Origin of the sequence: Methylophilus sp. VKM B-3414, assembly GCF_032248435.1 — a bacterium.
In the GTDB taxonomy this organism is placed as follows: Bacteria; Pseudomonadota; Gammaproteobacteria; order Burkholderiales; family Methylophilaceae; genus Methylophilus; species Methylophilus glucosoxydans.
In genome coordinates, this window is sequence record NZ_JAVTLI010000012.1 from 48,347 (window position 1) to 62,338 (window position 13,992).

12 protein-coding genes and 1 other RNA gene are annotated in these 13,992 nt (G+C 52.7%); 10 read left to right on the top strand and 3 right to left on the bottom strand.

The window, feature by feature from the left end; translation table 11 throughout:
- Window positions 1–12 precede the first annotated feature (12 nt).
- Window positions 13–1,047: a dihydroorotase gene (pyrC, locus tag Q9292_RS12495; RefSeq protein ID WP_313988585.1), complete on the top strand. Its 1,035-nt coding sequence runs from the start codon at window positions 13–15 to the stop codon at window positions 1,045–1,047.
- Here pyrC and ung read toward each other — a convergent pair.
- Window positions 1,044–1,736: a uracil-DNA glycosylase gene (gene ung, locus Q9292_RS12500; protein ID WP_313988588.1), complete on the bottom strand. Its 693-nt coding sequence runs from the start codon at window positions 1,734–1,736 to the stop codon at window positions 1,044–1,046. The two genes, pyrC and ung, sit on opposite strands and share 4 nt — an antisense overlap.
- A gap of 61 nt (window positions 1,737–1,797) precedes the next feature.
- Here ung and rnpB point away from each other — a divergent pair.
- The 3 genes from rnpB to Q9292_RS12515 all read left to right on the top strand — a co-directional run bounded on the left by rnpB (window position 1,798) and on the right by Q9292_RS12515 (window position 5,399).
- Window positions 1,798–2,140, top strand: an RNA gene (gene rnpB, locus Q9292_RS12505) — RNase P RNA component class A.
- A 376-nt stretch (window positions 2,141–2,516) separates the two neighbouring features.
- Window positions 2,517–4,127, top strand: a complete 1,611-nt coding sequence (locus tag Q9292_RS12510; RefSeq protein ID WP_313988591.1) for a diguanylate cyclase — start codon at window positions 2,517–2,519, stop codon at window positions 4,125–4,127.
- 105 nt (window positions 4,128–4,232) lie between these two features.
- The gene (locus Q9292_RS12515) at window positions 4,233–5,399 is read left to right on the top strand and encodes a mechanosensitive ion channel protein MscS (RefSeq protein WP_194749182.1); all 1,167 of its coding nucleotides are present in this window, start codon (window positions 4,233–4,235) and stop codon (window positions 5,397–5,399) included.
- A gap of 69 nt (window positions 5,400–5,468) precedes the next feature.
- On the opposite strand, the gene Q9292_RS12520 is transcribed toward Q9292_RS12515, so the two are convergent.
- On the bottom strand, window positions 5,469–6,680 hold the full coding sequence (locus Q9292_RS12520) for an OmpP1/FadL family transporter (RefSeq protein WP_313988594.1): 1,212 nt from the start codon (window positions 6,678–6,680) through the stop codon (window positions 5,469–5,471).
- A gap of 314 nt (window positions 6,681–6,994) precedes the next feature.
- Window positions 6,995–7,369: a glutaredoxin family protein gene (locus Q9292_RS12525; protein ID WP_313988596.1), complete on the bottom strand. Its 375-nt coding sequence runs from the start codon at window positions 7,367–7,369 to the stop codon at window positions 6,995–6,997.
- 331 nt (window positions 7,370–7,700) lie between these two features.
- Here Q9292_RS12525 and mraZ point away from each other — a divergent pair, with 331 nt between their 5' ends.
- Genes mraZ through murF form a run of 6 tightly spaced genes read left to right on the top strand, consistent with a single transcriptional unit; the run spans window position 7,701 to window position 13,989 of the window.
- A complete protein-coding gene (mraZ, locus tag Q9292_RS12530; RefSeq protein ID WP_275356553.1) occupies window positions 7,701–8,147 on the top strand; it encodes a division/cell wall cluster transcriptional repressor MraZ in 447 nt (148 codons plus the stop codon).
- On the top strand, window positions 8,144–9,133 hold the full coding sequence (gene rsmH / locus Q9292_RS12535) for a 16S rRNA (cytosine(1402)-N(4))-methyltransferase RsmH (RefSeq protein WP_313988601.1): 990 nt from the start codon (window positions 8,144–8,146) through the stop codon (window positions 9,131–9,133). The genes mraZ and rsmH overlap by 4 nt, the downstream gene beginning before the upstream one ends.
- A 36-nt stretch (window positions 9,134–9,169) precedes the next feature.
- Window positions 9,170–9,448 (top strand): cell division protein FtsL, encoded by a 279-nt coding sequence (gene ftsL, locus Q9292_RS12540; protein ID WP_313988604.1) that lies wholly within the window; start codon window positions 9,170–9,172, stop codon window positions 9,446–9,448.
- Window positions 9,449–9,473: 25 nt separating this feature from the next.
- Window positions 9,474–11,201 (top strand): penicillin-binding protein 2, encoded by a 1,728-nt coding sequence (locus Q9292_RS12545; protein WP_313988607.1) that lies wholly within the window; start codon window positions 9,474–9,476, stop codon window positions 11,199–11,201.
- Complete coding sequence (locus tag Q9292_RS12550) at window positions 11,198–12,628, top strand: UDP-N-acetylmuramoyl-L-alanyl-D-glutamate--2,6-diaminopimelate ligase (RefSeq protein ID WP_313988610.1); 1,431 nt, start codon at window positions 11,198–11,200, stop codon at window positions 12,626–12,628. Before Q9292_RS12545 ends, Q9292_RS12550 begins: the two co-directional genes overlap by 4 nt.
- Window positions 12,625–13,989, top strand: coding sequence for a UDP-N-acetylmuramoyl-tripeptide--D-alanyl-D-alanine ligase (gene murF / locus Q9292_RS12555; protein WP_275356556.1), 1,365 nt, complete (start codon window positions 12,625–12,627; stop codon window positions 13,987–13,989). The genes Q9292_RS12550 and murF overlap by 4 nt, the downstream gene beginning before the upstream one ends.
- Window positions 13,990–13,992: the final 3 nt, after the last annotated feature.

Consider the following 13,992-nt stretch of genomic DNA (forward strand, 5'->3'; position numbering starts at 1 on the left):
AGGTATGAATGCATGACAACCAAAATTACCCTCACCCGTCCCGATGACTGGCATTTGCATCTCAGAGATGGCGAAGGCTTGAAAGCAGTTTTGCCGGATACGGCTAAACAGTTTGCACGCGCCATCGTGATGCCTAACTTGCGGCCACCTGTGACCACCGCCGAGGCCGCGCTGGCTTACTATCAGCGCATTAAACAAGCCTTGCCAGCCGGCATGGTGTTCGAGCCCCTGATGACGCTTTACCTCACAGATAATACGCCTGCCAGTGAAATTGCTGCGGCACGTCAATCTGGGGTGGTGCATGCGGTCAAACTGTATCCGGCGGGCGCTACGACCAACAGTGACTCAGGCGTGACCAGCCTGCAAAAATGTGCAGCCACATTGGCCGAGATGGAAAAGCAGGGCATGCCCTTGCTGATACACGGTGAAGTCACCGATGGTGATGTCGATGTGTTTGACCGTGAAAAAGTATTTATCGAGCGCCATTTGCAACCGCTGCTCAAGGATTTTCCTGGCCTTAAGGTTGTGTTTGAGCATATCACCACGCAAGACGCCGCCGAGTTTGTGGCGGCCGGGCCAGCCAATCTGGCCGCTACCATCACCGCCCATCATTTGCTGATGAACCGCAACGCCATGTTTACTGGTGGTATCCGTCCGCATCATTACTGCCTGCCGGTGCTTAAGCGAGAAACGCATCGCGCCGCACTGGTCAAAGCCGCGACCTCCGGTTCGCCCAAATTCTTTTTGGGGACAGACAGCGCACCACATCCAAAATCTGCCAAAGAAGCTAGCTGTGGCTGCGCAGGCATGTATACCGCGCATGCGGCAATTGAGCTATACGCCGAAGCCTTTGAAGAAGCTGGCGCGCTGGATAAGCTCGAAGGTTTTGCCAGCTTTTATGGCCCGGATTTTTACCATCTGCCACGCAATACCACCCAGGTGACCTTGCTCAAGCAAAGCTGGCTGGTGCCTGAGAGCATTCCTTTTGCCGATGATGCGCTGGTGCCCTTGCGCGCCGGGCAGACTGTGGCGTGGAAGCTGGTTTAAAGTTGCCAGTTGATCGGCGCTTGGCCCTGTGTAGCCAGATAGGCATTGATTTTGGAAAACTGGTGATTGCCAAAAAAACCACGGTGCGCCGAGAGTGGTGAAGGGTGCACCGATTTTAAAACCAGATGTTTATTGGGGTCTATCATGGCCCCTTTTTTTTGTGCGTAGCTGCCCCACAGCACAAACACCAGGCCTGTCCGCTGTGCATTCAATGCAGCAATCGCCGCATCAGTAAACTGCTCCCAGCCACGGTTCTGGTGCGAACCGGCATTGGCCATTTGTACTGTCAGGGTGGCATTCAGTAACAGCACCCCTTGATCCGCCCAAGGTGTCAGGTCGCCACTCCCACTCATGCGCACCCCAAGATCGGCTTCAATCTCTTTAAAAATATTCATGAGTGAAGGAGGCTGTGCCACGCCTGCAGGCACGGAGAAGCTTAGGCCATGGGCTTGCCCCGGCCCATGGTAAGGGTCCTGGCCGATAATCACCACGCGTACTTTATCGAAGGGCGTGTGATTAAAGGCATTAAAAATCAGGGGGCCTGGCGGGAAAATGGTTTTACCGGCCGCTTTTTCCTGTTGCAAAAAAGCCTTGAGCGAGTGCATATAAGGCTGATTGAATTCTGCGCCAAGCACGGCTTGCCAGGTCGGGTCCAGCTGGCCGGGTTTTTCTGTTGAGGTCATGAGCATTCAAGTCTAGGATAATTCCGCACATTATAGGGTGTTCGTTCAGGCATGGTAAAATAGCACTGAAGCCAACCAGACAGTCGCCGCCTGTGCAAACAGGGGGAGGAAAGTCCGGGCTGCTCAGAGCGGGATGACGGCTAACGGCCGTACGCTGAAAGCTGGCAACAGTATAAGGCGAGGAATAGGGCCACAGAGACGAGTAAGCCTCTTTAGTGAGGTGGATGTGAAACGCGGTAACCTCCATCTGCAGCAATATCAAATAGGCTGGCATTTTACGCAAGTAATAAGGCGTGGCTCGCGCTGCCAGCGGGTAGATAGCTTGAGCGTGTGAGTAATTGCACGCCTAGAGGAATGACTGTCAGCTACGCAAGTAGTTACAGAACCCGGCTTACCGGTTGGCTTTACTTTTTATTTCGCGATCACTTTCCAAGTGGTCGCTTCCTTGGCCTTAGATCAGGCCGCCTCACCCATCTATTCCTCAATGAGTCATGTGCTGTGGGCTGTTAAAGCATGCTGGGCCTCGACGGGGCTCTTCCTGACGCAGATGAAGACGCTTCAATCAACAATATAGTAGAGTCTCTACAACGGCTTGATATTCCTTTTAGTTCTACGGGAAGGTATTCGCGGGCTGTCACAGTTGCGGTGATTGATTTTCGATCAGTCTGGCGTTTTGCAAAGACGTGTTAAGGGTAGTCTGGCAGGTAGCCTTTGAAGCTGTGCGTTCGCGAGACTTTCTTGTATAGTTTGCGTATTAATCAATAAAAACGGTGATGGATGATGGGGATGTTGAGTAGCTTGGGCAGGGGGATCATAGCGATCATCATCGCTGTGCTGTCCATTGGCTTGGTGCAGGCCTCTCCTCAATCGATAGAGGGTGTCTGGTCGCTAGTCCATGCCTATAAAGGCGGGCAAAGTCCCCAGCAGTTTCTCTCTGATCCACTGCGTCAAAAGTACGCGCCTGTTGCGACGGTGAGTCCGAGAGGCGGGCATTATCTTTATATTGCTTCGTTTGAAATCAAGACAAACAACGCGTATGTGGTTGATTTCAAAAATACCAGTACCATAGAGTATTTCCAGCATCAGGTGTATGACGAGCAAGGGCATGAGGTGGAGAAGCTGGAAGGGGGGATTGGCCGTCGAATTGAGAATCCCTTTTTCTTGAGGCATGGCCGCAGTGTCAATCTGGCACCAGGCAAATATGTCTTGGCCACGCAACTGATTTCTACCAACTATTTGGCGATTCCCGAGCCTTATTTAGATGATGAGGCCAGCTACATGCATGCCATCAAGCGTGGAAATGCGCTGACGCTGTTTGGCTTGGGGGTCTTTTGGGGGTTGGGCATCTACTATACGGTACTGGCGACTAGCCGTAATCGTAAAGTGGAAGCCATGTATGCCATTTTTATTGCGGGTAATTTTCTTTTTAACAGTGCCGCCCTGCTTGTCCTTTCCGACCTGTTTAATCTTCACTCCATCTATTGGGCTTCGATGCCTATCCTGTTTTCCAGTATTGCGTACATCCTGTTTGTGATGCATTTGCTGGAAATCAATCCGTATCAACACAAGCGACTCTATGCGGCGGGGCGGGTGATTTTGGTGGTGATGGTCTTGTTTTTGTTGTTGGCTATTGCTTTCCCCAATTGGGCATTGGAGTTTTGCCGCTATGAAGTTGGGCTGTTTTTATGCTATGGGCTGGCTACGGCCATCAGGCAAAGCCAGCGTAAAAATGCCACTGCCAAACGCTATTTAATCGCGATTAGCCTGTTTTTTGTGTCGGGGATTATTACGATCAGCCTCAGCAAAATGCATCAACAGTTTGATTTGTATGTCGAACATCTGGGCCTGGTGAGTGTGGCCATTGAGGTGGTATTGCTGGCGTTGGTGCTTTCTTTTCAATTTGCCCAATTGCATAAAGAAAAAGAAGAGGCATTAGAGGCGCTGGGCATGACGGAGAAAGTAGCCAATTCGGATGCTTTAACCAGCCTGCCTAATCGCTATGCGTTTGTAAAAGCGCTGGATCGGCTACCCATGCAGAGTAGCCTGACCTTTATTGATCTGGATGGACTTAAGTTTTATAACGATCATTACGGGCATGCACGTGGAGATGAGTTGCTGATCTGCTTTGCAAAAAAATATCAGCATTATTTAGGCAGTACGCTCATCTTGTATCGATTGGGTGGGGATGAGTTTGCCGTATTAAGTCACAAAGGTGAGGTGGTCGTTGTAGAGCAGGCGTTGCAAGAGGCGGTTGAAAATATGCGCCGTGAGGGGTTTGAGTTTTCCGGGGCCAGCGCAGGGTCCGCCTATTATTATGAGGTTGATAATATCTCTGAGTTTATGCGTTTGGCGGATATGCGCATGTACGAAAATAAGCGCGTGCGCAAAATACAATAACAAAACAAGAGCCGTAACACGGCAAGATCAGTTGCGCTAAGGATGCCATGTTCATCAGTGCGCAGCATTGGGGCAACATATTGTTAGTCAATCAAGGGGGAATTTATGTTTGCAGCTGCAACAACACGTTCTGCGCTGGTGATGACCATTTTGGCGATGATACTCATCCCATTGATCTCATCCTGGTTTGCTTATCCATCTACGCATCTTCCGCCTGGCTTCGGTATTTTTCCGCCGCAGTTTGTTGAAGACCCGCCTGGCTTTAATTTGATCGTGTTTGTTGTCATTGCTCTGCTCGAAGCCGCGGTCGCGATTTTTTTACTCTTCCCGCAATGGTTTGGCTTTAAGCCTGTCGCACCTTCTCCGCAGCCTGTCCCGCGCGCCCTGCCTTGGTGGTTTTGGGCCGGGATGGTGGTCACGCTGTTTTTCTGGTGGTTGATGTGGGCGCGTACGACCCCGTTTGGTGATCTGGTGTATTACGCGTTCACCCCCATGTGGTGGGGATTTATCTTTGTGCTCGATGGCCTGACATTCCGCTATGCGGGCGGCTACTCGCTGTTTGCCAGCCGCCCCAAGACATTTCTGATCAGTGCGGCTGTCTCGCTAGGTGGCTGGTATTTCTTTGAGTATTTTGATTATTTTGCCTTGGGTAACTGGTATTACCCCAATACAGATGATATTCCTGCATTAAGCCATGCCAAGATCGTATGGATTTTTCTGTTTGCGTATACCACTGTGTGGCCGGCGATTTTTGAGTGGTATACCTTGCTCAATGCGTTTCCAAAATTTGTCGCACGCTATGCACAAGGTCCTGCGCTCTCACTGCCAGCCAAGCCGATGTTATATCTGAGCTTTGTCTTGTTGGCTGCCGTACCGTTCTGGCCATATCCATTATTTTGGGCCATGTGGATTGCGCCTTTAATCGGCATTAGCGCCATATTGATGCTGCTGGGCATCTGGACGCCATTTACCGATGTCGCAAAAGGCAATTGGAGTCCAGTGCTATTAATGGCGCTGAGTGCCATCATTAACGGCTTGTTCTGGGAGGTGTGGAACTATGGTAGCGCGCATCCCGTATTGCCGGTCACCAACCCTAATTATTGGGTATACGATATCCCTTACGTGAATGTGATACATATTTATGTCGAAATGCCGCTGCTGGGCTTTGCCGGTTATTTGCCGTTTGGGGTGCTCGCCTGGGTCATATTTCTCTGGGCGGGCAAGGTATTTGGATTTAATACTGACATTCTCAAGAGCGGTCAGGGACATTAAGGGCTGGCGCCATTGTCCAGTGAAAGTCATCTGGCAGGTTAAGCTGAACTCAGCTTAACCTGTGTCTGTTTACCACTGTTTGCTCAGCATCATGTGCAGGAAAAAACCGCCGTTATTCGCTTCGGTATTTTGTCCGAACACATTGCTATTGTAAGTCACGTCTTTGGGCAGCAGCCATTCGATACCACTAGTGATTTTCCAGTTGGCATCAAGCTTGCGAGCCATGCCCAGCGTGATGTGTTGTTCTAGGGTCGCCGCCAACAGCGCGCTGGAATTTTGCCTGGGTACCGGATTTTTACCATAGTTGTAACCTGCATATAGCGTCGTTTTGTCGTCGTAGCGATAGGCCGCGCCCAGGGCGTAGACCAGTTGATCATGCCAGTTCTGCGGGTTGACCGTTCTCAGTTGACTCGCTGCTGATGGATTGTCAGGATCTTGCCAGGTGGTGGTGACATCCTTAATGGCATCGCTCCATTGTATCCAGTTGATTTTGGCGGAGAGCAGCCAACGGTCATCCGGTTTGAATGCGGCACCTATCGCTACCTCGCGCGGCAGAGCAAACCCCTTAATGCTCAAGTCACGATAACGGACCACCCCAGATGCGCCATTATTCACCAATGATGTCCCGCCAGTCAGTGGCAATTCTGTTTTTTCGGTGTAGCTAAAGCCCAGTGTCAATTGCTCATCCAGTCGATATTGCACGCCTACCTTAAACCCTGGGCGTATCGTATCTGCACCTTTGTTTTTAAACCCTGAAAATACGTTCGGGACAGAAGTGTTGTAAAAAAAACCTTGCTTGATGCTGGCGTAATTGATGCTCAGTACGGCGCCGACGGATAAACGGTCATTCACCTGGCAAGCCAACCCTGGCGTGATTTTGGCGATACCAAACAAAGAGTACATTTCGTCATTGGTGCCAAACGGCGTGTTGATATGCTTAAACACCGCCCCGGCCCCGCCTTGGGTAAAAAAGCCGATGCCCGCAGTACAGGGTAGATCCTCCAGTGCTTGTGCATATCCGCCACCAGCCAATAAGGTGTAACGATTATCTGCGTGTTGGTCGTTGCGCGCGTCAACCTGTTCGAGATGGGTGGTGCGCAGCAGTGAGCCGTAAGCATCGAACTGCTTGCTTTTGATTTGCACCAGCCCGGCCGGGTTGGTATTCAGTGCGCTGGTATCCCTTGCCACAGCGGTATCCGCCCCGCCCATGAGGGTGGATTCAGCGCCGTAACCAATGAGCAGAATGCCATTGGTTGCCCGCACTGGCAGGCTCAGTGCCATTAAAAGGAGTGGGAGTAAACGGATTGTGCGGAATATCATCGGTGGCATGACTGGGGTCTAGTTTTGGCTAGGGTCTAATTGATAAGTTAACTTTTTAACTATGTATTCGGACCCGCCAGTTATACCGCTTTTACAGCGTATTTGATTGGGCGATTAAACAGGGATGCATGGGCCAATTTTGCAAAAGCATATCTTTTTTAAGGAAGTTTTCCTATATGTTTATAGCGGTAATCATTGTTGAGTGGTCTGTTTGAGAGGGCCTTAGGCTAAATAAGCGCATGTCAGGCATTTTTAATGGTTTAGCGTCAGTCGTATTATTTGGTTAGAGCCGCTGGTTTGTGTTCCCGTTGCCAGGCATCCAATAGGGCTTCCATTCTCTGCTGGTGGTAGCCACGCACCACCTCTCCTGCCACTAATAAGACGGGGACGCCGTTTGCCGCCAGCCGCTGGTATTGGCTGCGTGCTTCTGCTGAGGTTTCGATATTCATTTCCTTATAGGGAATGCCTTTCGTTGCCAGCAGTGCGCGCGTTTTTTCGCAATAAGGGCACCAGTCGGTGGCGTAGAGCACCACTTGCCCATGGCTAAAATCTGGTGGCGGGTTCAGGTAAAACCACCAGGTATGCCATTGCATGGCCAGCAAAATCGCTGTCCCTAAAATCAGGAAGTTTAAGCGTGGGGAAAGTTTCATCAAAAGAGTGTATGTGGAATGGCGGGCATGCTTGCCTAGACCTATTTTTTGCCTAAAAAATCACCCGAAAATACTGTTTTTTAATTATTCAATAATTTCAATGAGATAGCTATCCTTATTAAACAACTTTATGTATTAATTGCGCCAATCCGTTGATTTGAATTGCTTTGTTAAAATGCTCTAAGTCATTGTCTTTAAAAGAGATTTTTTCACCCAAAGTGCTTGCCAAGCACTTTTTTTTTATCTATAGTGTGCAAAAGGGTGATTTTGTGTTGAATTGTGGGAAATTATTCCTTTTTTCAACAAGAAATAGGGTTAAGGATCAAAATTGATGTTTCGCGGGGCGGTACAGTTGAGTTTGGATGCGAAGGGGCGGCTAAGTGTGCCGGCCAAGCATCGTGACGCCCTGACGGCCGGTGGGCAGGGGGAGGTTGTGCTGACTGCGCATCCTCACCGTTGCCTGATTTTGTATCCAAAAGCAGCTTGGGAGCCGATTGAGACCAAGCTGACCAGTTTGTCCAGTTTTAATCCTCAAACCAGTGGTATTCAGCGCATGATCGTCGGTCAGGCAGATGTGATGCATCTGGATTCTGCGGGCCGCTTGCTGGTGAATGCTGTACTGCGCAAATTTGCCAAGCTCGACAAGGAGGTGATGATGGTCGGGCAGGGTAGTCATTTTGAATTGTGGGATCTGGCCGCATGGGATCAGCAGCTGGAAAGCCTGATGGCGGCGGATCAATTACAGATTCCACAAGAGCTCGAAGGATTCTCGCTATGACGCGGGGCGCGAAGTCAGCGCCCGCGTCCTTGACGGAAACGTCAGTGTCACCAGCCGCCGCCAGTCATATCACCGTGTTGTTGCATGAGGCGGTGGATGCCTTGAATGTGCGGGCGGATGGCTTGTATGTGGACGGGACGTTTGGCCGTGGCGGACATAGTCGCCGCATTCTTTCCCAGCTGGGTAGTGAAGGCCGTTTGATCGCGCTGGACCGTGATCTGGCGGCTGTTGCGCATGGGCAGGCGATTGCCGATGCGCGTTTTAGCATGGTGCATGCACATTTTTCCTCCATGGCGGAGGTGCTTGAGTCATTGGGTGTGCAGGCAGTGGATGGCATTTTGCTCGATCTGGGGATTTCGTCGCCACAGATTGATGAGGGTGAGCGTGGTTTCAGTTTCCGTTTTGACGGGCCGCTGGACATGCGTATGGATCAAAGCCGCGGCAAGACTGCGGCGCAGTGGCTGGCTGAAATGCCAGAAAAACAATTGGTGGAGGTGATTAAAGATTATGGTGAAGAACGGTTTGCTAAGCAGGTTGCAAGGGCGCTTGTTAAAGAGCGCGAAGATGGGCATGCCATCACCACTACAGGACAACTTGCCAAGATCGTGGCAGGCGCCATCCCCAAGAATGAGCCGGGCCAGAACCCTGCAACGCGCACATTTCAGGCTTTACGGATTTTCGTCAATCAAGAGCTTGAGGAACTCTCGCTAGTGTTGCCGGATTGCTTACGTTTGTTGCGCCCGCAAGGCCGTCTGGCGGTGATCAGCTTCCATTCGCTGGAAGATCGCATCGTCAAACGCTTTATTCAGTCGGAAGCAGATCGCGACAACCTGCCCGCAGGCTTGCCTATACGCGCCAAGGACTTGCCACAACCGCGCATGATGCCCGTGGGCAAGGCGATCAAGCCAAGCAAGGCTGAAGTGGCAGCAAATGTACGTTCACGCAGCGCGGTTTTGCGCGTGGCTGAACGCACCACGGTGCAGTAGTTAAATGATGCCATCGTTTGAACAAGGCTTAGACCAGTGATCCGGCTCAATTTGATTTTGTTTGCATTAACGATTGCGATGGCGCTGGGTGTGGTCACGGCCCAATACAAGGCGCGCAAACTGTATTTTGAGCTGGACCGGCAAGAAATGCTGACCAAACAGTACATGACCGAGTATGACCAGTTGCAAATTGAGCAGAGCACCTGGGCCATGCATTCGCGCCTGGAAGATTTTGCGACCACCCGCTTGCATATGCATAGCCCGAGCATGCAGCAAACGCAGGTCATTCTGCTGGATGCGCCAGCGGCGCCCTGAGCAGGCGTGACGAGGATCAACAGTCATGTTGCTTAAGGAAAGCCAACACAAGCTGGTCAAGTTGCCGGCCTGGCGCAGAAGAACGCTGCTGGTCTTGCTGCTATTGAGTTTTGTCCTGTTGCTGGGACGCGGGTTTTACCTGCAAACCTTGCACAAGGATTACCTGATTAAAAAGGGTGAGGCGTTTTCGCGGCGCAAAGTGGTGTTGATGCCACATCGCGGCAAGATTTATGACCGTAACTTCAAACCATTGGCGATCAGCTTGCCAGTGGAGTCGGTATGGGCTAACCCGACCGACGTACAGTTTACGGCGGCACAGCTCAAGCAAATGGCGAAATTGCTCGAGATGCCGCCCAAAGAGCTGCAACAGAAGTTGCAGAAAAAGAAAAAAGAATTTGTGTATATCAAACGGAGAGTGGCGCCCGATGTGGCAAAACAGGTGATGGCGATGAAAGTGCCCGGCGTATTCAGTCAGAAAGAATACAAACGCTTCTACCCAGCGGCAGAAGTGGCGGCGCATATCGTCGGTTTTACGGGCGTGGATGACACCGGCGTAGAGGGCATGGAGCTCTATCGCAACAATGTTCTGTCTGGCACACCCGGCAAGCGTGACTTTGTGCGTGACCGCAAGGGCCATGTTGTCGAGGATCTGGTCGCGGTCAAACTGCCGCATGATGGTCAGGATCTGGTACTCAGCATAGACCGCACCGTGCAATATGTGGTGCACCGCGAGTTGTCGCGTGCGGTTGAAAAACACAAAGCCAAGGCGGCCGCAGCGGTGGTGCTGGATGCTAAAACCGGCGAGGTGCTGGCCTTGGTCAATATCCCGACCTATAACCCGAACAATCCGGTCAATGTCGCCAGCAAGCTGCGCAACTCGGCCATCGTCAATATTTTTGAACCGGGCTCGACCATGAAGCCGGTCACTGCGGCGGCAGCCATGGAGTTTGGTCCTTACCAGTCCGATACCAAAATCCAGACTGCCCCCGGCTTTTTGCGTATTGGGACCGCCACCATTCACGATGCCCACCCGAATCAGGTATTGACGGTGTCACAGGTGATTCAGAAGTCCTCCAACGTTGGTTCGGCCAAAATGGCGCTCGATTTAAACCGCGAGCAATTGTGGAACACCTATGTGCAACTCGGCTTTGGCTCACCTACCAAAATCGGGTTCCCGGGTGAGGCCTCTGGCAAGGTGCGTGATTACAAGACCTGGCGTCCGATTGAGCAGGCCACCATGTCTTACGGGCACGGTATCAGTGTGACCTTGTTGCAGTTGGCGCGTGCTTATACCGTGTTTGCCAACGAGGGCGAATTGCTGCCGGTGACACTGAATAAACTCTCCGAGCCACCTGTCGGGCGTCAGGTGTTTTCAGCCAAAGTGGCCAATTCGGTCAAGGATATGCTGGAGCTGGTCGTGCAGCCTGGCGGCACCGCGATCAAGGCGCAAGTCACTGGTTACCGCGTGGCGGGTAAAACCGGCACGGCGCACAAACTCGGTGACCATGGCTATGAGCACGACAAATATGTGGGTTCGTTTGTTGGCATGGTGCCCGCCTCTAATCCGCGCCTGATTATGGCGGTGATGATAGACGAACCGAGCAATGGCGAATACTACGGTGGTAGTGTGGCGGCGCCGGTGTTTAGCGCGGTGATGAATGATGTGTTGCGCATGCTGGTGATCCCGCAAGACGGCAATGCGCTGCCTGTGACGCCGCCTGCGGATGCGGCTGAAGTCAAGGAGGCGATGTGAGTAAATACATTATTCCCGCGCCCGTCCATGGCATCACGGCAGATAGCCGCAAGGTGGAAAAGCATGGCTTGTTCCTCGCTTATCCTGGTCAGCACAGCGATGGTCGCGATTACATCGCCGATGCCATTGCCAAAGGTGTGAATACTGTGATCTGGGATAGTGAGGGCTTTGACTGGAACCCTGACTGGCAAGTCCACAATATTGCGATTCCCGAGCTGAAATATCAGGTGGGCCATATCGCCAGCCAGTTTTACAAAAATCCATCCGAGCAGTTGTGGTGTGTGGGTGTCACCGGCACCAACGGCAAAACCACGGTCACGCATTGGCTGGCGCAGGCTTACCGCTTTTTGCAGCGGCAGTCAGCTGTGATTGGCACACTGGGTAATGGCGTGCTCGAAGACTTGCAGCCTACGCAAAACACTACCCCGGGCCCGGTAGAGTTGCAAAACATGCTGGCCAACTTTGTGTTGGACCAGGTGCAGATGGTGGCGATGGAAGTGTCTTCGCATGGCCTGGACCAGGGGCGTGTGAATGGGGTGGCCTTTGATGTGGCTGTATTCACCAACCTGACGCGTGATCATCTGGATTACCACCTGACCATGGAGGCTTATCAGGCTGCAAAACGCAAATTGTTTGACTGGCAGACCCTGTCAGCCGCGGTCATCAATCTGGATGATGCCTTTGGTGCCAGCTTGATTGCCGAACTGCGCAAGCAGGGCAAAACCGTGATCAGTTATGGTTTGCAACCTGAAGCAGATATTTGTGCCACGGCCGTGACCATGCATGCCACAGGTTTTGAAATCAAGGTGCGTACACCGCATGGCATTGGCGAAGTGCAATTGCACGCGCTGGGCCAATTCAATGTGTATAACGCATTGGCGGTACTGGGCAGCCTGCTGGCCAACCAGGTAGCCTTGCCTGCCGCCTTGCAGGCTGTGTCGGGACTGGTGCCGGTGGCTGGCCGCATGCAGATGTTTGGTGGTGGCGACCTGCCGCTGGTGGTGGTGGATTATGCCCATACGCCGGACGCGCTGGAGAAAGCGCTGCATACCTTGCGCATGCAAACCCGCGGCAAGCTGACTTGTGTATTTGGCTGTGGCGGTGACCGTGACAGTGGTAAGCGCAGTGAAATGGGGCGCATTGCTGATGAATTGGCCGATCTGGTGTTGATGACCAATGACAATCCGCGCAGTGAGAATCCCTACGCCATTATTGCGGCGATTGCCGAGGGTATGCGCCGTGAAGCCGCGGTCGAGACTGACCGTGCCAAGGCGATTGCATTGGCGGTCAGCCAGGCGGGCAAAGGCGACGTGGTGTTGGTGGCTGGCAAGGGGCATGAAGACTATCAGGAAATCCAGGGTATCCGCTATCCGTTCAGTGATGCGGAGTGGGTGCAAAGCGCATTGAAGAAAAAGGTGAACGCATGATTGCGCTGAAAACCATCGCCGAGGTATTGCAAGGCACTTTGCTGGGCAACGACGTCACAGTGACTTCGGTAGATACTGACAGTCGCCGCGTACTACCCGGGCAATTGTTTGTGGCCTTGCCGGGTGAGAAATTTGACGGCCATGACTTTTTGCCGCAAGTGGCTGCGCAAGGCGCGGTGGCAGCGCTGATCAGCAAGCCCGTAGAGACCGATTTGCCTGCCGTGCTGGTGAAAGACACCCGCCTGGCGTTAGGCCAGCTGGCCAGCTGGTGGCGCCAGCAATTGGCATTGCCACTGATTGCGGTCACTGGCAGTAACGGCAAAACCACCACCAAAGAAATGATTGCCGCGATTATGCAAGTGCATGTCGGCGGCACCGATCTGGTGTTGGCCACGGCCGGTAACTTTAATAACGATATCGGCATGCCGCTGACCCTGTTGCGTTTGCGCGCAACGCACCGGTGCGCCGTGATCGAGATGGGCATGAATCATCTCGGTGAGATTGATTACCTGACGCGTCTGGCGCGGCCAAATGTGGCGGTCATCAATAATGCAGGCACTGCGCACATTGGAGAACTGGGGTCGCGGGAAAACATTGCCAAGGCCAAGGGCGAAATTTTTGCCGGATTGGCTGTGGACGGGGTCGCCGTGATCAATGCCGATAGCGACTTTGCCGATTACTGGCGCGGCTTGAATCCTGCGCGCCGGGTGTTGAGTTTTGGCATGCAGCAGGCCGCCGATGTGCAGGGTGAAATGCTGGATGGTGACAGTCAGTTCAAGCTTAGCTTTCAAGGTGAGTCTATCAAGGTCACGCTGGCCGTGCCAGGTGCTCACAACGTGATGAACGCACTTGCCGCTGCTGCGAGCTGTCTGGCCGCGGGTGTCAGCCTGACCGAAGTGGCGCAAGGCTTGGCCCGGTTTGCAGGCGTCAAGGGCCGTTTGCAACAAAAAACCGCGGCCTGTGGTGCGCGCCTGATTGATGACACTTATAACGCGAATCCGGATTCGATGAAGGCGGCGCTCGATGTGCTCAGCAGCCTGGGCGCGAATACCGTGTTCGTCATGGGCGACATGGGCGAACTCGGCGCGGATGCTGAGGCCATGCACGCACAGATTGGCCGCTATGCCAAAGACCGGGGCATACGTCATTTTTATGCACTGGGCACCCTGGCTAAAGCCGCTGCACAGGCGTTTGGGCCACAGGCACAACATTTTGAGTCATTGCCCAGCCTGGTCGAGGCCTTAAATCAGGCGGTGACTGCGCAAGACATCGTATTGGTCAAAGGGTCACGCTTCATGCAAATGGAGCGCGTGGTACAGGCGTTGGTTGAGGCGCAAGCCACTGAACAGGTGGGGAAATAGGGA